The sequence below is a fragment of the Arthrobacter sp. 05T420 genome (assembly GCF_056396305.1).
In genome coordinates, this window is the sequence record NZ_JBFTLG010000004.1 from 85,488 (window position 1) to 107,528 (window position 22,041).

Below are 22,041 nucleotides of genomic sequence, written 5' to 3' on the forward strand. Positions count from 1 at the left end.
GCATCACGGCCGCGCTGGCGGGGTGCCTTCCCCGCTCCGGTATTGGCGGCGAAGGTGGAATGCAACTGCGAAGATCCAGGCCATGAACGCGAACAGGATGACGCGTTGCACGAGGCCCTTCCACTCGAACAGTCCACTCCCGGGCTGCTGACTGATCTTGAGCAGGACGACTCCGACAGCTAGAACGACACCGGTGGCCAGTGTCCACCCCGCCAGGGGGCGCCAGCCGGCGTCACGGCGGAAACGCCGATAGAAGACGAAACAACTGATCGGCGCGAACGTGAAGACCAGCGCACCGAAGATGCCGTGCACGACACCGTGAATACTGGCTTGCTGGAACATCGCAGACGGGTCGGTAGTGAACGGCCCGGAGGCCATGAGGCTGACTCCGATGCCCTGTATCAGCGCGGGACCGGCGCGGGACGCGGCCCCGACGCTGAAGTGCGCCGCGAGCCCCAGGCCGAACACCAGCATCAAGGCGCCGGTGAGGACAAAGTTGAGGATCTGAACCCAGCCGTGGGGGCCCAGGGACAGCTCGCTGACGAACATTCGCGTCGGGGAGTAGCCGGGGTACAGCCACCCCGACACCGTGAAGACGGACACGAAGAGGACCGCCCCGATCATGCCGGCCATGGCGGCCAGCCCGATGTGCCGACGTCGGGCCTCCGCCTGGCGGGCGATAGAAACTGAAACCACACGGTGAAGTCTACGGTTCGGTGGAGACGCCGGACGACATCTCGCCGCTTTCGACTAAGCGGCCGATGTTCATCACGCAGATGCGGTCTGAGACAAGCGGTGCGCTAGATGTAGGTAGCGTGAGCGGTGCTGTTGCGAACGACGAGGCGCGGGGTCAGCACGTCGGTGCGTGGCTGCAGGGAGTGGTCGGCGATGCGTGCCACGAGAAACTCCGCTGCTCGGATGCCCACGTCCCGGCTGACCGGGTCGACGGTGGTCAGGGACAGGTGCCGGATCCCAGCGAGATAGGTGTTGTCGTATCCGACCAGTGAGAGTTGTGAAGGAACGCTGATGCCGTGGTCGTCGGCAGCCGAGAGCGCACCGACGGCGAGGATGTCGTTGGCAGCGAAGACCGCTGTGGGCGTCCGGCCGCTGTCGATAAGCCGGCTCATTGCCGCAAAGCCGGACTGTTCGCTCATGTCCGTGGGCTCCACCCGGATGTTGTCCTGCAGGCCGTGGCGGGTCATCGTGTCCCGGTAGGAGTTGGCCCGCACGGCAGCGGATCCCGTGGGGGCGGTGAGGAATGCAATGTCTGTGTGGCCGAGGCCAATGAGGTGTTCGACAGCCGCGCGGGCGCCAGCGGCGTCGTCGTTGGTGACAAGGTCCGCTGCCGGGAGGTCGAAGGCTCGGGTGCCGGCGACGACGGCTGGGGTATGCAGTGTGGCACGGGTGAGGTCGTCATCGGCGTCGAGGTCCCCGGCGATGACGAGACCGTCGACGCGCATTTCCATGAACGCGGAAACCGGGCTTTCCCCCGGGCGGGCCAAATATTGGGAGTCGCCGAGGACCATCCTCAGCTTTTGCTCCCGGAAGATGCTCTGCATGCCATCGAGCAGCTCCACGAACCACGGATTGGCAAGGTCATCCAGCAGCACGCCGACCGTTCGCGTACGTCCGCTGGCAAGCGAGCGGGCGGCGTTGCTGGGCCGGTAGTCGAGGGCAGCCATGGCGAGGGCCACGGCGTCTCTTTTTTGTTGACTTACCTTTGGTGAACCCTGCAGCACCAGGGAAACGAGTGCTCGCGATACGCCGGCTTCCCGCGCTACATCCTCAATAGTGGCGCGCCTGGCCGCTCCCTGTTGATTCACTACTTTCCCGGACAAGTGGCCTCCTGCCAGCAAGCGTATCGCGGGAAGGGCGGCGGCTTCCTGCCGCCGCCCTATGGCCCGCGAACTGGCAGCACTGCGGCCGGGCTTACAGGGCTGTCGCCTTCTCGCCAGACCCCGTGGGGGCGATGATCGGTATGCCTCCGGTGCGGAAGTGCACCTCCAGTTCTTCCAGCGATTGCCCCTTGGTCTCCGGAACAAATTTCGCCACGAAGATCAGGGAAACAATGTTTACCAGCACGAATACGGTGAACGTGCCGGTTGAGCCCAGGGCGACCACCAGGATCGGGAACAGGAAGGAGATGGCCGCGTTCACGGTCCAGAGTGCGAACACCGCAATGCCCATCGCGAAGCCGCGGATGGCCAGCGGGAAGATCTCGGAAAGCAGCAGCCACACACACGTTCCGATAAAGCACTGCACGAAGGCCACGAACAGCATCATTGCCGCCAGGATGGTGTAGCTGACGAGGTCCGACTGGGGAAGCGTGAAAACGACGGCGAGGAGTGCCTGCGAAGCCACGACCCCGGAAAAGCCAATGACCAGCATGCGGCGACGCCCGATGAAGCCCAGCAGCCAGATACCCAGGACAGTCATTAGCACCGAGGTCACGCCGACGGCGATGGTCGCCACGAGCGATGCGCTCACGCCGAGACCGCTGCGCTCGAGGATTGTAGGTGCGTAGTAGTTCACGGTATTGATGCCCGTTGCCTGCTGGGCCACGGCGAGCCCGATGCCCACCCAGAGGAGCCGCCGCATCCAGGGATTGTTCTTCAGGTCGCGCCATGCACTGGAGCGCTCATTCCGGTCCAGGTTCGCGGACTCAACGATTTCCTTGTACTCGAAGTCGGCTTCCTCCGGGCTGCGGCTGAGGTTGAGGATGCGCCGGCTGTCGTCGAACCTGTCGCGGATAGCGAACCAGCGCGGCGATTCGGGCAGGGCGAGCATGCCGATCAGGAGTGCGATGGCGGGGATGGAGGCAACGCCGAGCATGATGCGCCAGACCTCGGTGTCGTGGATGACGGCGTCGAGGAGGGCGTTGATGGCAAAAGCGAGCATCTGACCAGTCACGATCATCAGTTCGTTGATCGTGACCATACGTCCACGCAGATGCGCCGGCGCCATTTCTGCAAGGTAGAGAGGGCAGGTCACCGCGGCGGCACCGACGCCCAGGCCCAGGATGACGCGGGCCACGATCATGAATTCAACAGTCGGAGCGATGGCGCAGCCGATCGCTCCGAGGAGGAAGAGCAAAGCACAGACAAGCAGCGTGCCGCGCCGCCCGAGCTTATCGGCAAGCCGGCCGCCGCTCAGCGCACCGACCGCGGCACCGGGAAACAGCAGTGCGCTGACCACCGTGGCCTCTTCGACGGGGCTCATGCTCAGGGAGTCCTGCATGTAGAGCAGCGCACCGGAGATGACACCGGTGTCGTAGCCGAACAGGAGTCCGCCGAGCGTGGAGATGACGGTGAGGCGGGCGAGATAACCGCGATGTTTTGAGCCCGATGCGGGCGAGCTTGCTGTGTGCAACGACATTGTTGACTTCCTTGATTCGGCCGACCTGAAGGGCGGACTTGAATTTGGAGAGCGTTTCCGGGAGTGTGCTGGGTCACGTGACTGACTTCTACGTTAGAGCGCTCTAACAGAACAGTCAAGAGTTTGTCCTGACATACCACCAAAGTTGACCCTAGGTCCCAGAGTGAACGTCCCGACCGTGCAGCCAGAGCTGGGTGGTTCGGCATCGAGTGGGGGACTGGCGCCTGTGGGGCGGGAGGTTTCTGGCGGAATTTGGCCGGCGGAGACTTGTCCGGAGCAAATCAAACTTGTTATTATGTCAGGACAAAGCTTTGCGAAGACGACTGCGTTTCTCGTCAGAATCGATATCGACACTAAGGCGGACTTAACAGGACCGGGAACCGCTCGCTCCCAGCGTCCAGGGTTCCGGATTCCCGCGACGCACCTGCGCTCCGGTGGGGGATCATGGGCCCCGGCTGAATTGCGGAACGCTTCACGGAATCCGTCCAGGCGCACACCTCGCAAGTGATTGCCGCGATCGGATCCCGCTCTCTGGACCGTTCCGAAATGTTTGCCGAACGGCACGGCATTCCTGCGGCCTTTGGCAGCTATGAGGAGCTGGCTGCCGCCGACGTCGACATCATCTACATGGCCATGCCGCACAACTTCCACTACGAAGCCGCCCTCATTGCGCTCGACGCCGGCAAGCACGTCCTGATCGAGAAGCCGATCGGCATCAACCGCGAACAGGCGGCAGGTATCGCCGGCCGGGCAGCCTGAGCCGGCCTGTTCGCCGCCGAAGGGATGTGGACGTTTTTCCTGCCCAAGTTCGACGTCTCAGCATGCCCGGCAACTTCAGCGTCCGTTTCCCGGACGGCACCCGGCTGGCCTATGAGGATCCTGCGGCGGCACACTTTGAGGGCCTGCACTACGAGGCTGCCGCCGTCGCCCCTGCCATCTCGGCGGGCCAGCTGGAAGTCCCGCAGCGGCCGCTGGCCGAATCAATCCGGACCATGGCAGTCGCCGACGCCATCAGGAACCAGCACGGAATCGTGTTCCCCGGCGAACGGCCACCAAATCCCTGAACCCGCGGGCACTTCCACATCGTCCCTCGCTCGCCGACGGCCAAGGTTCGCTGTTCGCTGTTGACTAATGACTAGTGACTACTGACGGGCGGTGATGCCGTCGATGTCGACCAGGAGATGCGAGGGGCCGCGGAGGAACGGGCTCGGCCGGTATGGGGGCGGATCGGAGACCAGCCGCGGGTTCTCCAACCTGGTGGCGAACGCGGTGAGGGCGAGCTGGGCTTCGAGCCGGGCCAGGGGTGCGCCGAAGCAGAGATGGATGCCGCCGCCGAAGCCGAGGTGTTGGTTGTTACGCCGGTCCGGGATGAAGAGGTCGGGGTGGGCGACGTGGGCGGGGTCGCGGTTCCCCGAGGCCAGGACCAACGTGAGGGAGGCACCGGCAGGGATGGTGGTGCCGGCGATATCGATGTCGTCAAGGGCCGTGCGGAAAGGGACGAAATGGACGGGCGGCTCGTAGCGGAGCAATTCCTCGACCATCGGGATAGCGAGGCCGGGATCGTCGCGTAGCCGTTGGAGTTCGGCCGGGTGGCGGAGCAACGTCAGCGCGCCGTTGGAGATGAGGTTCACGGTGGTTTCGTGTCCGGCGATGAGCAGAAGGAGCCCCGTGCTCACCAGCTGTTCCTCCGGCATGCGGCCTTCCGGGCCGTCATCAGTGGCCATCGCCGAGAGCAGGTCCGGTCCCGGTGTCCGCCGGTGGGCTTCGACCAGTTCTTCCATGAACGCGCGCAGTTCTTTTCCGGCCTCGGCCCTCTTTTCTTGCTGTGTTTCGGGATCGAGTCCGGGATCCGTGGATTGCAGGGCCACGTCCACCCAGACCCGGAAGCGCTGTTCGTCGCCCGGGGGCACCCCAAGTAATTCGCAGATCACCGTGACGGGCAGCGGATACGCCAGATCATCGACGACGTCGATCCGGGAGTGGGCCGTCATGTTGTCGACCAAGTCGGTGACAATTTCCGCCATCCTCGGCTCCATCCCGGCGACCCTGCCCGGCGTCGTAGGCGGTCCGAAGTGGCGCATGGTGATCCGTCGAAACTTGTCGTGATCAGGAGGATCCATGCTGAGGAAAGTTGGAGTCATGCCCGGGCCGTCGCCGTCGCTGTCGTCGCCGACGCCGACGCCGGCGGCAGCGGCAGCCGGGTTGCGGGTGATGTCGGAACTGACCCTCGGGTCGTGCAGCAGGGCGGCGATCTCCGCGTAGGTGCTGACGAGGTAGCTTCCGTCCTCTAGCCGTGCCACGGGAGTCCGGCGGAGCTCGTCGTAAAACGGGTAGGGGTTAGCCCGGTTGGAGAAGTCGAGGATCTGCTCCCACGTGCTGGCCTGTGTCATGGCGAAGGCTCCTTCAATCGGGGGGCAGTTTCTGTGGGTCTCCGTGACGGCGTTTCGCCGGCCGCGGTGTTCGTCAGCCTGGCCCGGCGTTCATTGGGATCGTGGCCGGTCACAACGACGGTCGCGTCCTGGGTGGGGCTCACAGCGGGCTTGAACCCGGCCGGCAAGGGCCGGCCCTGGTCTGACTCATCGATGTGGTGGAATGCCGGCGGGAAGGGTGCGGCCTGCTCGATCAGTGGCTCGTAGAAGTCGAGCCACTTGTTCTGGTTGAAGGCGACCGCCGCCACGATGCGGCCCTTGTAGCCATAGACGGCCAGGAACCGCCGCGTGTCCACCGATCCTTGAACGATGGCCACCTCATCGGCGACCGAAGGTACCCCGACGCTCTTTATTTCGGTGCCGAACTGGACGGACCAGAATTTCGGTACTTCCAAGTGAGGCCATCGTTCGGTTTCGCCGCTGACCATGTTGTGTGCCGCGACCTCGGCCTGGGAGATGGCGTTTCCCCAGTGCTCGACGGCGAGGTATTGATAGCCGTACATCGGCTGCGGGGCGCGCGCAATGTCGCCGGCGACAAACACGTCATCGGTGACCAGGCCGTTAGCATCGAACGCGCGGCAGCCGGCGTCGCAGGCGACTCCCCATACACCGCACGCCAGGCCCGAATCTGCGAGCCATTCGACGTTCCGGACGGACCCCAGCGCCGCGACCGCCACATCTACCTCAAGCGTTGTGCCGTCGGACAGAACGGCCTGGCGCAGCTGTCCGGCGGGATCCCCCTCAAGGGACAGGACGCGGACGCCGCATCGCAGGTCCACGCCGTTCTCGATCTGCAGCTCCCCGGCGACTGCGCCGACCACCCCGCCAAGGGCAGCGACGAGCGGAGCCGGTCCAGCTTCTGCCACCGTGACCGTCAGGCCTAGTTCCCGGCACACGGACGCGACCTCGCACCCGATGAACCCGGCGCCGATGACCAGCACCCGGCGCGGACGGCCAGCGAGGTGCTGTCGCAGGGTTGCGGCATCCTCCCGGGTACGCAGTGTCATTACTCCCGCAAGGGCCGCCTCCACAGGGTTAGGCCAGGGGCGGGACCGCAGGCCGGTGGCGATCAACAGTTTGTCGAATCCGATCCGGTTGCCGTCGGCGAGGTGGATTTGCTTCGCAGCTAGATCCAGCCCGGTCGCCGCCATACCCAGACGCCAGGTGGCGCGGATGTCCCGGTGGCGTGGCAGTGAGGTGTCTTCCAAGGGCACCGACCCGGCCAGGACCTGTTTGGACAGCGGAGGCCGGTCGTAGGGGTCGTGCGGCTCCTCGCCAACCAAGGTCAGCGATCCGGTGAACCCTTCCTCGCGCAAGCGTTCCGCCGCGCGCAGCCCCGCCATCGATGCCCCCACGATGACGATCCGTCCAGTCCTCTTGAAAGTGCCTCCGCGGTCTTCGACCGGAGCAGCCGTCGCGGGTGCTGTGGCCGGGTGCAGCCATTCGTCCTGCCCGTCTGGCTGTTCGAGCCGGATGGCCTGGACCGGACACGCAGCGGCGGCCCGCCGAATCCCGGTCAGATGAGCCACGTCAGGGTGCGGGTCGTAAGTCAGTGCCTCGTCTCCCTGGATGGTGAAGACTTCCGGGGCGAGGAAGGCGCACTGGGCGTAGCCCTGGCATTTGGTGAGATCGACGAGGATCCTCATGCCGCTCTTCTCCCTCTAGCGAGCTTGCGCCGGCCGTCCGTCAACCAGCCGGCGCCTCTTCCGATCCGACCGGGCAGCACTCCTGTCGGAACTTCCGCTTCCTCCTAAGTTGGGCAACGGAACGGGGCTGGCCCTCGATTTGATTTCAAGAGTGTAGGCCCCGGGCGCACGCGGTGGAAGAGGCCTGCGGCCGGACAGAACGGGGCAGGGACTGCGACTGAGTCCGGTCGCGACGCTCACGTCAGGGCGCGAACTCCGACTAAACCGGGAAAAGCTGCCCGTCGGAGGAAATCCCGCGCTGTGATTCCGGACTCTGCGGCTGCTTTGAGGGAATAACGGTGGCTGCAGAGGTCTTGACCAGACTGGGGCCGTCGATGACCGACTGCCTCTGTGAAAGGACTTCCTTGCCCACTCCCTTTATTCCGTTCACCATGCGCGCTACCGTCCGCGAAGACCACAAGCGTTCCTTCCGCACGGACATAGAACGTCTTACCGGCGGCCATCGTGGCTGGGCGCCGCTGGACGTCGTCAAGTCCACTAACACTCAGGCGGTGCTGCGCGGAGCGATCGCGCAAAGCATTCACACAGCCACCGACGCGAGCCTTGCCCGCTACCTCCAGGACCGCCTTGTCGCCGATAACGACATCCATCTGGATCTCACTGTCTGCATCGGTCACTAAGAGACGCACTGGCAAGCCCCGGACCATGTTGGTCCGGGGCTTTTCCATGTGATCGAAAGGCCGCCGCCTGTTCAGTTCTCCTTCGTGCCGGTATCGAAGGGCTTGCCTGCGGCCGGCGGCTCACCCGCCGCGAGGCGGTCCGACTCCCGGGCCCCAACAACGGACTGGGCTCCGCCGGAGCCGGCTTCGGCAGGTGAAGGTCCGGGCGGTACGTCGCCGGCTGACTTTGCGGAGCCGGTCACGGTCCGCTGCCCCTCGGTCATGGCGGCGTCGTTGAACACCCGCTCCACGGGCGCCTCGCCCGTCTTGGCCCGTTCCGGATGCGAGTGATCCCCCTGCGCCTCGGTGCCCCGCTCCGCGACGTCGACCGCCTCTCCCACATCTGTGCCGCTGCGGGTGTCATCGGCCTGGGCGTCGGGACCGGACGAGGAGTCCCGGTCCTGCAATGCAGCCTCTTGGCCGACGTGCGGATTCTCGGCCATCGGCTCATCGTTGCGCGTACCTGTGCCAGCCTTGCGCAGGGGATCCACAGTACCGTCCGCACCGTAGTCACCTGCCGTGTACTGACCGATTTCCGAGCCCGCCGTACGTCCCGGAGCCGCACCAGCGTCGCCGTAGTCGGCCGCCACGTAGCGTCCGGATTCTTTGGCCCGGTCGCCCAAGGGTTCGGGAAGTCCGCCCTCGCTGCCGGCCGCACCGTAGTCACCTTGGACGTATTGGCCTTCCTCGTCCTCCGCGCGGCGACCTCTCTGCACGCCGGCCTTGCCATAGGTGCCCTCGACGTACCGGCCCCGGAGCTCCCGTTCTTCTGGTTTCTTTTCCGTGGGCGCCTGGTCCGCGGGCAATTCAGAGTCGCTGCGGTCTGTCATGATCCTGTCCTCCCGAGACGAATTCATGCGTCTAGTCCGGCGCAATTTAAGTCTAGCCAGAGCCTCTGCCCCACGATAGGGCGGTGTCGCGTCGTCGACCGAGCAGGTCCGGGAAATAGTGCTGAGTGCCGGAAAGGCATGTTCGGGGTGCGTCGCTGCAAGCCTCAACGTTGCGGATGCGCCCGCAGGGCTGTTCGGCTTTTGCCTGGCCGCCGCAGTGGAGTGTTCGGTTGGGTGGGTGGGTGGCGGCGTCGAAACCCTGGCCGGGAGGCCCCCACACCAGGGCAGGCGAAGCAACGCCACGGAAACTATCGCGTTCCGGCGTTCAGACGCCGGGGCAAGGGCGACGGGCTCCTAGCCCCGGCATTTGAGGGTTCGGCGGGATTTAGCCGCGGCCCTCTTCGGGTCCGTCGGTGTCGATGTGTTCCTTGCGGACTTCCTCGTTGATGGTGACTTCCTCGGTGACCGTTTCGGTACCGATGTGGACCCGTTCGACCGGGACGGTTTCCTTGGTGACTATGATTCGTTCCTCGTGGAGGATCACGTCGTGCTCGTCGTCTTTGTCCGGACGGTTCGACGCCTCGTCACGGTTTTCCTCCGTGATTGGTTCTCGCTCGATTCGGACTTCTTCGCGCTGTACCGGAACCGTCTTGGTGACCTGTTCCGTAGTGACGTATTTGCGCAGGCGTCCCCGGGCCGTGGCCGCGGCCGCGCCGGTGTCTCCTTGTGCGGTGTCTCGTTGTGCGGTGTCTGCTCGTCCGGTGTCTCCCTGTTCGGTGGAAGCGGTGGTGTCGTATCCGGGGCTGCCGGCAGCCGCAGCGTTGGGTGCTTGGGTGCGGTCCGGTGCGGCACTGGCTTCACGTTCGGTGTCTCGTTGTGCGGTGGTGTCGTATGCGCCGGTGGCAGCGGCGGTGGCGGCGACGGTGGGTGCTTGGGTGCGGTCTGGTGCGGTGGGGTCATTTCCGGGGGTGCCGGTTGCCGCGGTGCGGTCTGGTGCGGTGGTGTCGTCTCCGGCGGCGGCGGGCGCGCCGGTGCGGTCTGATGGGGTCGTCTCGCGTTGTTCGGTGGGTGCGGTGGTGCCGTATCCGGGGGTGCCGGCTGCGGTGGGTGCTGCGCTGCGCTCTGGGGCAGTGTCTCGTTGTTCGGTGGCGGTTGCGGTGTCATATCCGGCAGCGGCGGTGGGTGCTGGGGTGCGGTCTGGTGCGGCGGAATCCCGTTGTGGGGTGGGGGTTGTGGCGTCGTCGGTGGTGTCTCGTTGTGCGGTGGTACCCGTGGCGGCGGGTGCGTCCGTACGCCCGGGCCCGGAATCTGCGGTATCTGTAGCGGCTTCGGTGTAGGTGTGTCCGGTGTCGAGCTGATAGTGCTTGTAGAGCCGGTCTTCCTCGGCAGGCTCCAGGGGCCGATCGGCGTCGATCCTTGGCGCGTCCTTGACATGGTCCTTGCTGTAGGGGACGACGACGTCATTTCCCTCTGTTCGGGCTCCTGCCAGGGGCACGAAGGACTCGGACATTCCGAATAGACCCGCCCTGACGGTTACCCAGCTCGGCTGTCCGTCTTGGTTGTCCACGAAGACCTGGCCGATGGTGCCGATCTTTTCTCCGTCCTCTGAGAGAACATTTGCGCCTTGGTTGAGCAGACGATCAATTTGTTCGGTGGTGAACATCACGTTTCCTTGGATCTCATAGATTGGAATAGTGCGTCTGATCGGGAACTCTCGATGGAGTGCCTGACCGATACTGGGCAGAGTCCTTCGATGCTGACCAGTGCTTTGAAGGCGCCGCGGCGCTGAGTATTGCCTGGAGAGGCCGGCCGGGAGCGCTGGATCGGGCTCTTTGCTGGGTTCTTAAGCAACCCTCCAGCAATTCCCCGAACGCCCCGCGGGCAGCCATTGGCCGGTGGCCCCTATGCCCTGCTTCTGCGGCCGGCAACGGCGCCATAGATCAGGAGCACGATAACGGCCCCGAGAATGGAGAGGAGCCAGGTCCGCAAGTCGAAGAAGTCAGCGAGGCCTCCGCCGAAGATCAACGAACCTATCCAGCCCCCGAGGATGGCGCCCACGACGCCAATAACGAGGGTGATCACCCATCCGCCTCCCTGCCGGCCAGGAAGAATCGCCTTGGCGATAGCTCCTGCGATAAGGCCGAGAATGAGGAATGCAAGAATTCCCATGACTGTCCGTCCTTTCGGTGCCGGTCGTGGAATGCGGCCGTTATCAAGATCTAATCAGCATGCTTAGTAGCGCGCAATACCTCGTGGACTGTGGCCCGTCAGTGCTCAATATCCGCCTCTAGTGGCCTCACAGATCAGGCTGGATCGTTGGGACTCCGCCGGGCCACCCTTCTATGCCAGGCAGCTCGAGCCGACGGCCTGAAGTCGGGGCTGGGGAGACGGTCTGGGCAACTAACCTGAATTCGGGACACTGGCGCTGCTGATGGCCCTGCTCCACGCCGTCGGACGCGGGTGCATTTGCCCTGTTGGAGAATAAATCCAGTGTCTATCCTGTGTGTAATGACCGCTGCGACACGCGGTTTACAGGCCGCCGGCACGTCCCGGGAAGCCCTCCCGCTCCGGCGCCGTCTCGATGAGGAGGCGTCGATGTCCAGTCCTGATGTGCCGACCCGCGGGCCGGCCAGACCCGGTCCATATATCATCACAGGAATCCTGCTGACCATCGCCGTTGTGGTTCCGTTGTATGTGCCCGCCTACTCCATGGATGAGCCGCGCTTGGCCGGTATGCCGTTCTTCTACTGGTATCAGATGATGTGGATCCCGTTCACCTCGGCCCTCGTCGGGGTCTCCTACTGGCTGGTCGGCAAGGAGGACCGCCGCCGCCGCGATTCCGTGCGCGTCGTAACCAACCCCGAGGAGGGGAAATGAGCGGGGCCACCATGCCGCTGGCCGCGCCGGACCGGCCCATTAGCGGCGTGGCACTCGCCATTGTGATCATTCTCTTCGTCCTGGTGGCGGCCTTGGGATTCATTGCTGCGCGGTGGCGCCGGAATGATGGGACGGGGCTGCACAGTCTTGACGAGTGGGGCCTCGGCGGCCGCGGTTTTGGGACCTGGGTAACGTGGTTCCTTCTGGGCGGCGACCTCTACACGGCCTATACTTTCGTGGCCGTTCCGGCTGCGATGTGGGCCACTGGAGCCGTGAGCGGCTTCTTCGCGGTGCCGTACACGATCGTTTTGTACCCCATCGTGTTCCTCCTGATGAGCCGGTTGTGGTCCGTCTCGCATAGGCATGGGTTCGTCACACCGGCTGACTTCATTGGCGGCCGCTATGGCAGCACGGCGCTCACCCTTGCCGTCGCCGTTACCGGCATCGTCGCAACCATGCCCTACATCGCGCTGCAGCTGGTCGGCATCAAGGCCGTGCTCACCGTGCTGGGCTTGGGTAGTTCAGAGAATGTATTGCTGACGGACCTGCCGCTGATCGTCGCGTTCGTGGTCTTGGCCGCTTACACCTATACGTCGGGCCTGCGGGCTCCGGCCCTGATCGCCGTCGTGAAAGACCTGCTGATCTACCTGGCTGTGATCGTTGCGGTCATCTACCTACCGATCAAGTTCGGCGGCTGGGGCCCCATCTTCGACTCCGCGGAGGCGAAAATGGGTGCGCCCAACCCGGCCACCGGCAAACCCAATGGAATATTCATTCCTGGCGCCGCCAGCTACTCCGCCTACTGGACACTGGCTCTGGGCTCGGCCTTGGCGCTGTTTATGTACCCGCACTCGATCACCGGTGTCCTGGCGACCAAGAGCAGGAATACGATCCGCAAGAATGCTGCCGTGCTGCCCTTGTACTCACTGATGCTGGGGTTCCTGGCGCTCCTGGGCTATGTGGCCATCTATGCCGGTACCAATCCCGTGGACTTGAACGGCGCCATCAACCCCCAACTGGTGGTGCCGCAGCTGTTCTTGGATAGCTTCCCCGAATGGTTTGCCGGTATCGCCCTGGCCGCCATTGCCATCGGTGCCCTCGTGCCGGCAGCGATCATGTCAATAGCCGCGGCGAACCTGTTTACCCGCAACATCTACCGCGATCTGATCAGGCCGGACGCCACACCTCGGCAGGAAGCAAAAGTCTCCAAGATCGCCTCGCTCGTCGTGAAATTCGGTGCACTGATATTCGTCATTGCCATGGACCAGTCGGCAGCAATCAACATGCAACTCCTTGGCGGTATCTGGATCCTGCAGACCTTCCCGGCGATCGTGGCCGGGCTCTACACCCGCTGGTTCCACCGGTGGGCGCTCTTCGGCGGCTGGGCAGCCGGAATCATCTACGGCACTATTGCCGCCTACAACGTGGTCAATCCCGTCACGAAAGCCAACTTTGGTGGCTCAATTGCGGCCATCCCCGGTACCGACATACAGGTCTACATCGCCGTCGTTGCGTTTGCGATAAACCTGATCGTTGCCGCCGGACTCACTCTGCTCTTCCACGCTATGAAGCTCCCCGGCGGGAAGGACATCACTCGCAGCTCGGACTACGGCGCAGACGAGAACGATCCGAAGGTCGCCCAGATCGAGCGCGAGCGCCCGCTCGCTGAACCCGGCGCCCCCTCGTTCTAGGTCATGTGGGACGCTTACCGTCAAGGAGCCCGAGGGACGAAAGGTATATGACCATGAACGCCAAACAGCATGGCAAGGACACAACCGGGGAGAGCTCCTTGGCTGCGTACTTGCACAGCCACCTGATAGCCGCGGCGGCGGGGGAGCGTCTCTTCGAACAGGCGGCCAAGACGTGGAAGGACTCGCCACGCGGCAGTACGATCGCGCGGCTCGCGATGGAAGTCAGTGCCGATAAGGCAACCCTTGAGGGCATCACCGAGGGGCTCGGCCTAGGCATCCCGGCCTACAAAAAGCCCTTCGCCTGGACAGGGGCGCACCTCGCGTCCCTTGGCCCGCTCAATCCGCTCCACGCCAGGACCGGCGCGGCCGAACAGTTGGAGCTCGAAGCGCTGATCAGTGCCGTCACGGGTAAGTCGCTGCTCTGGAAGACCATGGGTCTCCTGTCCCGCACGGACCCGCGTATTGGACAGGGGCCGGTGGCGAATCTGCTGGACCGGGCAGCGGCACAGCTCCGCGAGCTCGAGGGTCTCCTCTTGGAGACCGCGGCGGAGCGGTTCACCGACGCCGGTCAGTAAGTCCCGGACGTTCGTCGACGATCCTTCGGCCTGAGGACACAGCGCTGCCAAGTCAGCAACGTGGAGGGGCGCCCCTACCCGGTTCCATCGCACTAAGTCCGTTCGGGTCATCTTTCCGGCATGCGGCTTCGTATCCGAGTCCCGGCGTTGACGGTTCCCGAATTATCAGCATGCTTACAATTAGTCCAGAGTCTCCACTCGAGGGAAGGAACAACGATGAGCACCTATCATCCCGAAAATGACCCGGCCAACCCGGATCCTCCTGGGGAGGCGGGGAACGCGGAGCATCCGGACACACGCGGTGACGGGCCGGCCGATCCCGCCGCCTCGGCCAACCCGGATCCGCTCAGCGGCAAGATCACCGGCCTGGAGCCCGGCGGGGGAGTGCCTCCGGGAGAAACGCCCCCGGCCGAAGACTCGATGAGCGGGGACCAGGGCCACGAGGAATAGAGGATGGCCGTACTTCCCGCGGGCCACGGCACCAGCCCGGCGGTGCTTCTGCGGTCCGGCCTGTCCTAGTCCGCCGCGAGGTCGGGCGGCACTTCGTTCACCATGAAGTTCATGAACGCCGGCACGGCCGCGTGCGACACAGGCTCCAGCCATGCCAGTGACACGGTGACCGGCGGCGCGTCAACGAGTGGCCGATAAATGACCTCAGGGTGCTGGTAGGTTTCCGCAGTTGAGCTGCCGCTGATGCCAATGCCGCGGCCGGAGGCGATCGCGACCAGCCAGTCGTCAGTGTTGTCCGTGGCCACCGTGTGCTTCGGGCGTATCATCACCGGCCACAGGTCCAGCCGTGTGAGCCCGGTGAGCGTATTGACGACTACAACGTCGTGGGACAGGTCCGCCAGACGGACCTCGTCGTGGGCGGCCAGTTCGTGGGCGGCGGGCAGAACAGCGAAGCGGGGCTCCTCGGCCAGTTCGCATTGCCGCATGCCGGCCGGGCCGCCGGCCACAGGTGGATCCCCGCGTATCAGAGCGACGTCGGCACGCCCGGCGGCTAGACCGCCGAAACGGTCGTCCACGCGTCGCAACTCCACCGGCGTCCCCGGGTGCAGTTCGTGCCAGCGGCGTAGCAGGGGTCCCGTTCGGCGGCCGAGTGCGGACCACGGATATCCCAGCAGTAGCGGCCGGACAGGTATCCCAGCGGGGTCCAGTGCCGCGTCGAGGGCGGTTATCGCGGCGGCGGCGCGCGGACGCAGCGCCTCACCGGCAGGAGTGATGGACACGTGTTGGGTCGAACGGTCAAAGAGTTTGGCGCCCAGGTGTGCCTCGAGCTGTCTCAGCGTCCGGGACAGCGCCGGTTGGCTGACCCGCAACACGGCAGCAGCGGAACTGAACCCGCCTTCTTCGGCGATTGCCAGGAATGCCCTCAAATGTCGCGCCTCAACGCTCATGCGTCTAGGTTATAACAGCAACCCAATTGGTATTTCCCGCCGCCTGCTGACTTTCCTAACGTTGGAACCATGCAAATGACCACATCCCAGGCCTTCTCCGGCACGGCCGCCCCCGGTTACGCCCCGGCAACCGTGCTCGTGATGGCCGCTGTGCTGTGCCAGCAGCTCGGAGCAGCAGTAGCCGTGCTCGTCTTTCCCGCAGCCGGGCCATTGGGCATCGTGACGCTGCGCCTGGCGTTCTCCGCCATCATCCTTTTGGCCGTTGCCCGGCCCAGGCTGCACGGTCACAGCCCACGGGCATGGCGGGCAGCCATCGGGCTCGGAGTGACCATGGCAGCGATGAACTCACTTTTCTACGAGGCCATTGCGCGGCTTCCCCTGGGGACGGCGGTCACCATCGAGGTATTGGGCCCGCTGGCCCTATCCGTCGTGGTCAGCCGACGCGCCAAAGCCCTGCTCTGGGCGGCTCTGGCCTTCATCGGGGTAGCCCTGCTGGGACAGGAGGGGCTAGCCGATCTCGACGTCGCCGGTGTCTGCTTCGCTCTCGGTGCGGCGGCGTGCTGGGCCTTGTTTATCCTTTGCAACGCCAGGACCGGAGCAACGTTCCCACGGCTGGGCGGCCTGGCCCTCGGAATGGCCATCGGGGCGGTCGTCTCGCTGCCTGGCTCGATACTGACGGCCGGCACTGCCCTGTTGGAGCCGACGGTCCTTGGCCTTGGCGTCGGCGTCGCACTGCTCTCGACGGCAGTCCCATACTCCTTGGAGCTCATGGCCTTGCGCCGCCTCCCGGCCGCCACGTTCTCGGTGCTGACCTGCATGGCGCCGGCCGTGGCGGCACTGGCCGGCTTTGCGGTTCTCGGGCAGCGGTTCGGATACATGGACGCGCTGGCGGTTGCCCTCGTAGTGGCTGCCAGCATAGGCGCCATCCGAACAGCATCGCCTGCCAACGCCCCCAGGCGCCACATCACATCCGAGCGACGCGAGATTGGACCCGCAGGGAAAGTTCGCTAGACGGCGTCGGGCCGCTGATCTCCCTTGTGGCTCCGCAGATTCTCCTGCACCTTGCCGAACAGATCCTTGATGGTCGATTCCGTATTGGTGAGCATGTCCGGCTGGACGTAGACCTGTTGGGCGGGAGGCAGGCTGAAGTGGGAAGGGAGCCCACCTGTGCCGTCCACCCCCGCAAGGGCGATGGTCACCCCGCCCTCCTTGCGCGCAATGGCGCCGATCCGGCCGAAGACCACGGTGAATTCGTCCGGCTGGAAGCTCACGGTCAGTCCGACATGTGTCCGGTTAAGGTCGCTTGCTGCGACGGCCTTCTCGTTTCCGGTGCCTGCATAGCTCATGTCAATCTCCCCGACAGTTGGTGGCGTTGTACGCGAGCAGTCTACGTCTGTGTCCGGAGGCCCGGAAAGGGACCCGCCGGCTGCCCGATTCCGGGCGGGGACCGCTCCTGGTGGAGAATGCGTTCATGACCAATGACGATCTTCGGCCTGTCTACTTCCTTTCGGACAGCACCGGCATCACCGCGGAAACGCTCGGCAACACCTTGTTGACGCAGTTCCCCGCCAATAACTTTGACCGCATCACGGTCCCCTTCATCACCACAGTCGAACAGGCCAAGACCGTGGTCCAAACCATCGACAAACTAGCCGCCACCGGCCTGCCGCCGATCGTCTTTTCCACAGCCGTCAGCAGTGACATCCGTCAGGTCCTGGCGACATGCCGGGGGATCATTGTGGATCTCATCGGAACTCATCTGGGACAGCTGGAGCAGGCCCTGGGCTCACCGGCCAGCGGCGAGCCCGGCCGGGCCCACGGCCTGGGAAATGCGGAGCGCTATCAGTCCCGGATGGCAGCCGTCGAGTACGCCATGGAACACGACGACGGCCAGAGCCTGCGCGCGCTGGAAAAGGCCCAGGTCATCCTGGTGGCACCGTCCCGCTGCGGTAAAACACCCACCACCATGTATTTGGCGCTGCAGCACGGAATCTTCGCCGCGAACTTCCCCCTGGTGGACGAGGACTTCCAGCGGGAGGGGCTCCCCAAGCCGCTGAGGCCGTTCGTTGAGAAATGTTTCGGCCTCTCCTCCAACCCCCTGCGCCTCAGCCAAATCCGCACCGAACGGCGCCGCGGCTCACCGTACGCATCTTTGCGGCAGTGCGGCTTTGAGCTGCGCAGCGCCGAGCAGTTGTACATCTCCCACCGGATTCCGTACCTGAATTCAGCCACCGTGTCCGTCGAGGAAATGGCGGCGACCATCTTGCAGCGCATGAACCTCAAGCATTAGGGAAAAGTTTCACAAACCCGGTGTGGCGCACATCATGTGGAAAGAGCGCTCAAGACCTGTCACTGTGGACAGGATTCGCGCCCGCCAACGGCTATCGTCGCAAGCGGGCGGCACATCTGCATGCCATCATCTGCAAAGGAGCAGTAACCATGACAACAGACATCCTGTGGTTCTCAGAACTCGGACTCAAGGACCTGGACCGGGTGGGCGGAAAGAACGCCTCCCTCGGTGAAATGGTGCAGAATCTGACTTCTGCCGGCGTCCGCGTCCCGGACGGCTTCGCCACCACCGCGGATGCCTACCGCACCTTCTTGGCAGATTCCGGCCTGGACCAGAAGATCGCCGACCGGCTGGCCGGCCTGGACACCGATGATGTGACGGCCCTTGCCTCGGCCGGGCAGGAGATCCGGTCCCTGATGCGCGGGACGCCATTCCTGCCGGACTTTGAGGCGCAGATCCGGGACTCCTACCGGAAGCTGGTGGACGAGCACGGCGGCTCCGAGGACCTCTCCTGGGCCGTCCGGTCCAGCGCCACCGCGGAAGACCTTCCCGACGCCTCCTTTGCCGGGCAACAGGAAACCTTCCTGAACGTCCGCGGCATCGAGAACATCCTGCTCGCCATCAAGGACGTGTTCGCGTCCCTCTACAACGACCGGGCCATCGCCTACCGCGTGCACCACAAATTCGAACACGCCGAGGTGGCGCTCTCGGCCGGCATCCAGCGGATGGTGCGCTCCGACGTCGGGGCCTCCGGCGTCATGTTCACCATGGACACGGAGTCCGGGTTCCAGGACGCCGTGTTCGTCACGTCCTCCTATGGCCTCGGCGAGGCCGTCGTCCAGGGCGCCGTCAACCCGGACGAGTTCTACGTCTACAAGCCTGCGCTGCAGGCCGGCAGGCCCGCCATCCTCAAGCGCGGACTGGGCGAGAAGGCCCTCCAGATGACCTACACGAGCAGCCGCGAGATCGGCCGCACCATCGACTTCGTACCCGTGGAGGCGTCGTTGCGGAACCGCTTCAGCCTCACGGACGACGACGTCGAGCAGCTCGCCCGGCACGCCGTCGCCATCGAGAACCACTACGGCCGCCCGATGGACATCGAGTGGGGCAAGGACGGGATCGACGGCGGCCTGTACATCCTGCAGGCACGCCCGGAGACCGTGCAGTCCCGCCGGGCCTCCGGCAGCCTGAGCCGCTTCCGCCTCAACGGAACCGGCCGGGTGCTGGTCGAGGGCCGCGCCATCGGCCAGCGCATCGGCGCCGGCAAAGTCCGCATCCTCTCGTCGATTGACCAGATGGCCGCATTCAAGACCGGCGATGTCCTCGTCGCGGACATGACCGACCCGGACTGGGAACCGATCATGAAGCGCGCCTCCGCCATCGTGACCAACCGCGGCGGACGCACCTGCCACGCGGCCATCATCGCCCGGGAACTGGGGATTCCCGCCGTCGTCGGCACCGGCGCGGCCACCGACGTGCTCTCCGACGGACTCGAGGTGACCGTCTCCTGCGCCGACGGCGAGACCGGCACTATCTACGAAGGGCTCCTGGACTTCAGCGTCGAGGAAACCGAGATCACCCAGCTGCCCGAGGCCCCGGTCAAGGTCATGATGAACGTCGGCACCCCGGAGCAGGCCTTCACGTTCGCGCAGCTGCCCAACCACGGCGTGGGCCTGGCCCGGCTGGAATTCATCATCAACCGCCAGATCGGCATTCACCCCAAGGCACTGCTGAACCTGGACGAGCAGCCGGCCGACGTCATCGCGGAAATCCAGGAGCGGATCGCCGCGTACGGCAGCCCGCGCGACTACTACATCAAGCGTCTGGCCGAAGGCGTGTCCACCATCGCGGCGGCCTTCGCACCGGAACCGGTGATTGTGCGGATGTCGGACTTCAAGTCCAACGAGTACGCCAACCTGATCGGCGGAGCCGCCTACGAGCCGCACGAGGAAAACCCGATGATCGGCTTCCGCGGCGCCTCACGGTACCTGGAGCCCTCCTTCCGGGACTGCTTCGACCTTGAGTGCGAGGCTCTGTCCTTTGTCCGCAACGAGATGGGGCTGACCAACGTCAAGCTCATGATCCCGTTCGTGCGGACCCTGGACGAGGCCCGGGGCGTCATTGAACTGTTGGCGGAGAACGGCCTCACGCGCGGCGAGAACGGCCTCGAAGTGATCATGATGTGTGAGATTCCGTCCAACGCCCTGCTCGCCGACGAGTTCCTGGACTACTTCGACGGTTTCTCCATCGGCTCCAATGACATGACCCAGCTGGCTCTGGGCCTGGACCGGGATTCCGCGATTGTCTCCGGCGGCTTCGATGAACGCGACCCCGCCGTCAAGAAGCTCCTGAGCATGGCCATCAAGGCCTGCAAGGTGCGGGGCAAATATGTCGGCATCTGCGGCCAGGGTCCCAGTGACCACACGGACTTCGCCGAGTGGCTGGTCGAGGAAGGCATCGATTCCGTCTCATTGAACCCCGACACCGTGGTGGACACCTGGCTCCGGCTCGCCGGCGGGACAGTCGAGGCGGGGGTCGGCGCCGAGGCGAACTGACAGCCCGGTGAACTGACAGCACCGTGAACTGACAGCACGGTGAACTGACAGCCCGGTGAACTGACAGCGCCGCGCCCAGGGAAGGACAGACAGGACACCCCGCAGCAGCACGGACTACGAATTCCAGTCCGTGCTGCGGTGGGGTGGGATTACTGCCGGCGCAGCTTGGTGGCTGATGAGGCTTTGCGTTGATCCGCGACGACGCTCGGGAGGTCCTGTGGCCCTACTCCAAGGTGGTGCCAATACCTATCATTGCGCCATGGAACAGCTGCAGGAAACGGGCGCGGGAGAACCGGAGTTGTCGGCCACCACGGTTTTCGCCAGTCTCGCGGAATTGAGGGATGCCCCTGGCTATAGCCCAACGGCAATAGCCGAACGGCTGGTAAATTCGCTGGGCATGGATGCTGCGGCACCCCTGCTGGGCGTCAATGTGGATCTTCTGGGCCGCTGGACATCGGGCCAGGATGCGCCGAACGCGGCTGGCCGGCTCCAGCTTGCGGATCTGGACGCCCTTGTCGGGCACCTTCACTGTGCTTTCACGCCGGCCCAGGCCATGCTCTGGATGTGCAGTCCCAACGTGCGGCTGGGCTCGAGGCCAATCGATGTTTACCGCACTCAGGGATCGGCGCCGGTGATCGGCGCCATCCGGGCCCATGTGCAGGAGGAGGCCTTCGGCTGATTGGACTCTCCGGGCGGAGCTCGACTAGAGCCCAGCGCCCCCAGGTCCAGCGTCTTCGCCGCTCAACTGTCCGGCGCTCAGCTTGCCGATGGCGCTGCTCTCAAGGTTTTCCAAGAGGTGCCGCGGATTGTCGTACACCTCCGCGGCACCGGCCTCCCGCAGTTCGGCTTCGCTGATTCCGCCGCAGGTCAGGGCAATAGCGGGAACTCCGATTGCGGAGGCGGCCAACACGTCCCAGACGGCGTCGCCAACATAGACGACATCCGCCGGGCTGAGCTCAAGCTTCTCCAAACACGCCAGGAGAATGTCGGGGGCTGGCTTGCTCTCCTCGGCGTCGTTGGAGCTGGTCCACGCGTCGATGGCCGTGTCGGCGTCCAGAACCCGCCGGGTGACGTTCAGGTCGCGCTGCTGCGCTGATGATGCCAAGCCCACGGCCAGCCCGGCGTCGGCGCACGCGGCCAGGAGGTCTCGGGCAGAGTCGAAGGGCCGCAGGGAAGGCCAGAACGTGGAGAACACGGCGCCGTGCGCGGATTTGAGGGCTTCCTGCGTGGCCTGGGCGCAGTCGGGCACTAAGTGTTCAATGAGCTTGTCGCCTCCCATGCCGACGCAGCGGTGGATGGCGGAAATCTGGATGTCCAGCCCCTCCCGCCGGAACGCCTGCCACCACGCAATGGCGTGGAAATAGCTGGAGTCGATCAAGGTTCCATCGACATCAAAAAGGACACCGCGCTTCTTTCCGGATCTTGAGTCTGACGCCACCATTACTCCTTAAGTTGGGGCCAGCCGCAACCGCCGTACCCGGCGAAGGCTCGACCCATGAACGTGCATAGTAAGACTACTTAATATGGAGGTCCGGTGCCGGAGTAGCCCCCCGCGTCGCCGTCAGTTGGAGGATCGACGCGCTGGCCCGCCCGCAGGTGCCGCTTTGGGATTCTATTGACACCCCGATGTGATGACTGCGATATTTCAAGTACGCGC

The 22,041-nt window shown here is 64.8% G+C and carries 21 protein-coding genes and 1 pseudogene; 11 read left to right on the forward strand and 11 right to left on the reverse strand.

Going from position 1 to position 22,041, the window contains the following annotated elements:
- Positions 1-3 precede the first annotated feature (3 nt).
- From AC1DEM_RS05555 to AC1DEM_RS05565, 3 genes and pseudogenes are all read right to left on the reverse strand, one after another.
- A complete protein-coding gene (locus tag AC1DEM_RS05555; RefSeq protein WP_476883514.1) occupies positions 4-696 on the reverse strand; it encodes a DUF998 domain-containing protein in 693 nt (230 codons plus the stop codon).
- 104 nt (positions 697-800) lie between these two features.
- Positions 801-1,823: a LacI family DNA-binding transcriptional regulator gene (locus tag AC1DEM_RS05560; RefSeq protein ID WP_476883657.1), complete on the reverse strand. Its 1,023-nt coding sequence runs from the start codon at positions 1,821-1,823 to the stop codon at positions 801-803.
- Between the two features lie 106 nt (positions 1,824-1,929).
- Positions 1,930-3,411: pseudogene (locus AC1DEM_RS05565) on the reverse strand (sugar porter family MFS transporter); the annotation flags it as partial.
- 468 nt (positions 3,412-3,879) lie between these two features.
- Between AC1DEM_RS05565 and AC1DEM_RS05570 the strand changes: the two are divergent.
- Positions 3,880-4,134 (forward strand): Gfo/Idh/MocA family protein, encoded by a 255-nt coding sequence (locus AC1DEM_RS05570; RefSeq protein WP_476883515.1) that lies wholly within the window; start codon positions 3,880-3,882, stop codon positions 4,132-4,134.
- A 62-nt stretch (positions 4,135-4,196) separates the two neighbouring features.
- Entirely contained in the window at positions 4,197-4,439 is a 243-nt protein-coding gene (locus AC1DEM_RS05575) for a hypothetical protein (protein WP_476883516.1), read from the forward strand.
- Between the two features lie 78 nt (positions 4,440-4,517).
- Here AC1DEM_RS05575 and AC1DEM_RS05580 read toward each other — a convergent pair whose 3' ends face one another.
- Positions 4,518-5,765 carry a cytochrome P450 gene (locus AC1DEM_RS05580; protein WP_476883517.1) on the reverse strand — a complete coding sequence of 416 codons (1,248 nt, stop codon included), beginning with the start codon at positions 5,763-5,765 and terminating at the stop codon, positions 4,518-4,520.
- Positions 5,762-7,450 (reverse strand): FAD-dependent oxidoreductase, encoded by a 1,689-nt coding sequence (locus tag AC1DEM_RS05585; protein ID WP_476883518.1) that lies wholly within the window; start codon positions 7,448-7,450, stop codon positions 5,762-5,764. Before AC1DEM_RS05585 ends, AC1DEM_RS05580 begins: the two co-directional genes overlap by 4 nt.
- A 404-nt stretch (positions 7,451-7,854) precedes the next feature.
- Between AC1DEM_RS05585 and AC1DEM_RS05590 the strand changes: the two genes are divergently transcribed.
- Positions 7,855-8,130, forward strand: a complete 276-nt coding sequence (locus AC1DEM_RS05590) for a hypothetical protein (RefSeq protein WP_476883519.1) — start codon at positions 7,855-7,857, stop codon at positions 8,128-8,130.
- Positions 8,131-8,201: 71 nt separating this feature from the next.
- On the opposite strand, the gene AC1DEM_RS05595 is transcribed toward AC1DEM_RS05590, so the two are convergent.
- The 3 genes from AC1DEM_RS05595 to AC1DEM_RS05605 all read right to left on the reverse strand — a co-directional run bounded on the left by AC1DEM_RS05595 (position 8,202) and on the right by AC1DEM_RS05605 (position 11,168).
- On the reverse strand, positions 8,202-8,999 hold the full coding sequence (locus AC1DEM_RS05595; protein WP_476883520.1) for a hypothetical protein: 798 nt from the start codon (positions 8,997-8,999) through the stop codon (positions 8,202-8,204).
- A 385-nt stretch (positions 9,000-9,384) separates the two neighbouring features.
- Positions 9,385-10,662, reverse strand: a complete 1,278-nt coding sequence (locus AC1DEM_RS05600) for a PRC and DUF2382 domain-containing protein (protein WP_476883521.1) — start codon at positions 10,660-10,662, stop codon at positions 9,385-9,387.
- A 239-nt stretch (positions 10,663-10,901) separates the two neighbouring features.
- Entirely contained in the window at positions 10,902-11,168 is a 267-nt protein-coding gene (locus AC1DEM_RS05605; RefSeq protein WP_377986476.1) for a GlsB/YeaQ/YmgE family stress response membrane protein, read from the reverse strand.
- Positions 11,169-11,507: 339 nt separating this feature from the next.
- On the opposite strand from AC1DEM_RS05605, the gene AC1DEM_RS05610 reads away from it, so the two are divergent.
- From AC1DEM_RS05610 to AC1DEM_RS05625, 4 genes are all read left to right on the forward strand, one after another.
- Positions 11,508-11,876: a DUF3311 domain-containing protein gene (locus AC1DEM_RS05610; RefSeq protein ID WP_476883522.1), complete on the forward strand. Its 369-nt coding sequence runs from the start codon at positions 11,508-11,510 to the stop codon at positions 11,874-11,876.
- Positions 11,873-13,567, forward strand: a complete 1,695-nt coding sequence (gene mctP / locus AC1DEM_RS05615) for a monocarboxylate uptake permease MctP (protein WP_476883523.1) — start codon at positions 11,873-11,875, stop codon at positions 13,565-13,567. Before AC1DEM_RS05610 ends, mctP begins: the two co-directional genes overlap by 4 nt.
- A 53-nt stretch (positions 13,568-13,620) precedes the next feature.
- The gene (locus AC1DEM_RS05620; protein WP_476883524.1) at positions 13,621-14,142 is read left to right on the forward strand and encodes a hypothetical protein; all 522 of its coding nucleotides are present in this window, start codon (positions 13,621-13,623) and stop codon (positions 14,140-14,142) included.
- A gap of 216 nt (positions 14,143-14,358) precedes the next feature.
- On the forward strand, positions 14,359-14,592 hold the full coding sequence (locus tag AC1DEM_RS05625; protein ID WP_476883525.1) for a DUF6480 family protein: 234 nt from the start codon (positions 14,359-14,361) through the stop codon (positions 14,590-14,592).
- Between the two features lie 65 nt (positions 14,593-14,657).
- Here the strand turns inward: AC1DEM_RS05625 and AC1DEM_RS05630 are convergent, their stop codons facing one another.
- Positions 14,658-15,539, reverse strand: a complete 882-nt coding sequence (locus AC1DEM_RS05630; protein WP_476883526.1) for a LysR family transcriptional regulator — start codon at positions 15,537-15,539, stop codon at positions 14,658-14,660.
- 69 nt (positions 15,540-15,608) lie between these two features.
- Between AC1DEM_RS05630 and AC1DEM_RS05635 the strand changes: the two genes are divergently transcribed.
- Positions 15,609-16,550: an EamA family transporter gene (locus AC1DEM_RS05635; RefSeq protein WP_476883527.1), complete on the forward strand. Its 942-nt coding sequence runs from the start codon at positions 15,609-15,611 to the stop codon at positions 16,548-16,550.
- On the opposite strand, the gene AC1DEM_RS05640 is transcribed toward AC1DEM_RS05635, so the two are convergent.
- Positions 16,547-16,885, reverse strand: a complete 339-nt coding sequence (locus AC1DEM_RS05640; protein ID WP_476883528.1) for a hypothetical protein — start codon at positions 16,883-16,885, stop codon at positions 16,547-16,549. The genes AC1DEM_RS05635 and AC1DEM_RS05640 overlap by 4 nt on opposite strands.
- 125 nt (positions 16,886-17,010) lie before the next feature.
- On the opposite strand from AC1DEM_RS05640, the gene AC1DEM_RS05645 reads away from it, so the two are divergent.
- The 3 genes from AC1DEM_RS05645 to AC1DEM_RS05655 all read left to right on the forward strand — a co-directional run bounded on the left by AC1DEM_RS05645 (position 17,011) and on the right by AC1DEM_RS05655 (position 21,063).
- Positions 17,011-17,829, forward strand: a complete 819-nt coding sequence (locus tag AC1DEM_RS05645) for a pyruvate, water dikinase regulatory protein (RefSeq protein WP_476883529.1) — start codon at positions 17,011-17,013, stop codon at positions 17,827-17,829.
- A gap of 149 nt (positions 17,830-17,978) precedes the next feature.
- The gene (gene ppsA, locus AC1DEM_RS05650; RefSeq protein WP_476883530.1) at positions 17,979-20,384 is read left to right on the forward strand and encodes a phosphoenolpyruvate synthase; all 2,406 of its coding nucleotides are present in this window, start codon (positions 17,979-17,981) and stop codon (positions 20,382-20,384) included.
- Positions 20,385-20,643: 259 nt separating this feature from the next.
- Positions 20,644-21,063 (forward strand): hypothetical protein, encoded by a 420-nt coding sequence (locus tag AC1DEM_RS05655; protein ID WP_476883531.1) that lies wholly within the window; start codon positions 20,644-20,646, stop codon positions 21,061-21,063.
- 24 nt (positions 21,064-21,087) lie between these two features.
- On the opposite strand, the gene AC1DEM_RS05660 is transcribed toward AC1DEM_RS05655, so the two are convergent.
- Complete coding sequence (locus tag AC1DEM_RS05660; protein WP_476883532.1) at positions 21,088-21,825, reverse strand: HAD family hydrolase; 738 nt, start codon at positions 21,823-21,825, stop codon at positions 21,088-21,090.
- Positions 21,826-22,041: the final 216 nt, after the last annotated feature.

Coding starts and splice junctions, on each gene's coding strand:
- AC1DEM_RS05575 (WP_476883516.1), top strand. CDS start 4,197: ATGCCCGGCAACTTCAGCGTCCGTTTCCCGGACGGCACCCGGCTGGCC.
- AC1DEM_RS05580 (WP_476883517.1), bottom strand. CDS start 5,765: ATGACACAGGCCAGCACGTGGGAGCAGATCCTCGACTTCTCCAACCGG.
- AC1DEM_RS05585 (WP_476883518.1), bottom strand. CDS start 7,450: ATGAGGATCCTCGTCGATCTCACCAAATGCCAGGGCTACGCCCAGTGC.
- AC1DEM_RS05595 (WP_476883520.1), bottom strand. CDS start 8,999: ATGACAGACCGCAGCGACTCTGAATTGCCCGCGGACCAGGCGCCCACG.
- AC1DEM_RS05600 (WP_476883521.1), bottom strand. CDS start 10,662: ATGTTCACCACCGAACAAATTGATCGTCTGCTCAACCAAGGCGCAAAT.
- AC1DEM_RS05605 (WP_377986476.1), bottom strand. CDS start 11,168: ATGGGAATTCTTGCATTCCTCATTCTCGGCCTTATCGCAGGAGCTATC.
- AC1DEM_RS05610 (WP_476883522.1), top strand. CDS start 11,508: ATGACCGCTGCGACACGCGGTTTACAGGCCGCCGGCACGTCCCGGGAA.
- mctP (WP_476883523.1), top strand. CDS start 11,873: ATGAGCGGGGCCACCATGCCGCTGGCCGCGCCGGACCGGCCCATTAGC.
- AC1DEM_RS05620 (WP_476883524.1), top strand. CDS start 13,621: ATGAACGCCAAACAGCATGGCAAGGACACAACCGGGGAGAGCTCCTTG.
- AC1DEM_RS05625 (WP_476883525.1), top strand. CDS start 14,359: ATGAGCACCTATCATCCCGAAAATGACCCGGCCAACCCGGATCCTCCT.
- AC1DEM_RS05630 (WP_476883526.1), bottom strand. CDS start 15,539: ATGAGCGTTGAGGCGCGACATTTGAGGGCATTCCTGGCAATCGCCGAA.
- AC1DEM_RS05635 (WP_476883527.1), top strand. CDS start 15,609: ATGCAAATGACCACATCCCAGGCCTTCTCCGGCACGGCCGCCCCCGGT.
- AC1DEM_RS05640 (WP_476883528.1), bottom strand. CDS start 16,885: ATGAGCTATGCAGGCACCGGAAACGAGAAGGCCGTCGCAGCAAGCGAC.
- AC1DEM_RS05645 (WP_476883529.1), top strand. CDS start 17,011: ATGACCAATGACGATCTTCGGCCTGTCTACTTCCTTTCGGACAGCACC.
- ppsA (WP_476883530.1), top strand. CDS start 17,979: ATGACAACAGACATCCTGTGGTTCTCAGAACTCGGACTCAAGGACCTG.
- AC1DEM_RS05655 (WP_476883531.1), top strand. CDS start 20,644: ATGGAACAGCTGCAGGAAACGGGCGCGGGAGAACCGGAGTTGTCGGCC.
- AC1DEM_RS05660 (WP_476883532.1), bottom strand. CDS start 21,825: ATGGTGGCGTCAGACTCAAGATCCGGAAAGAAGCGCGGTGTCCTTTTT.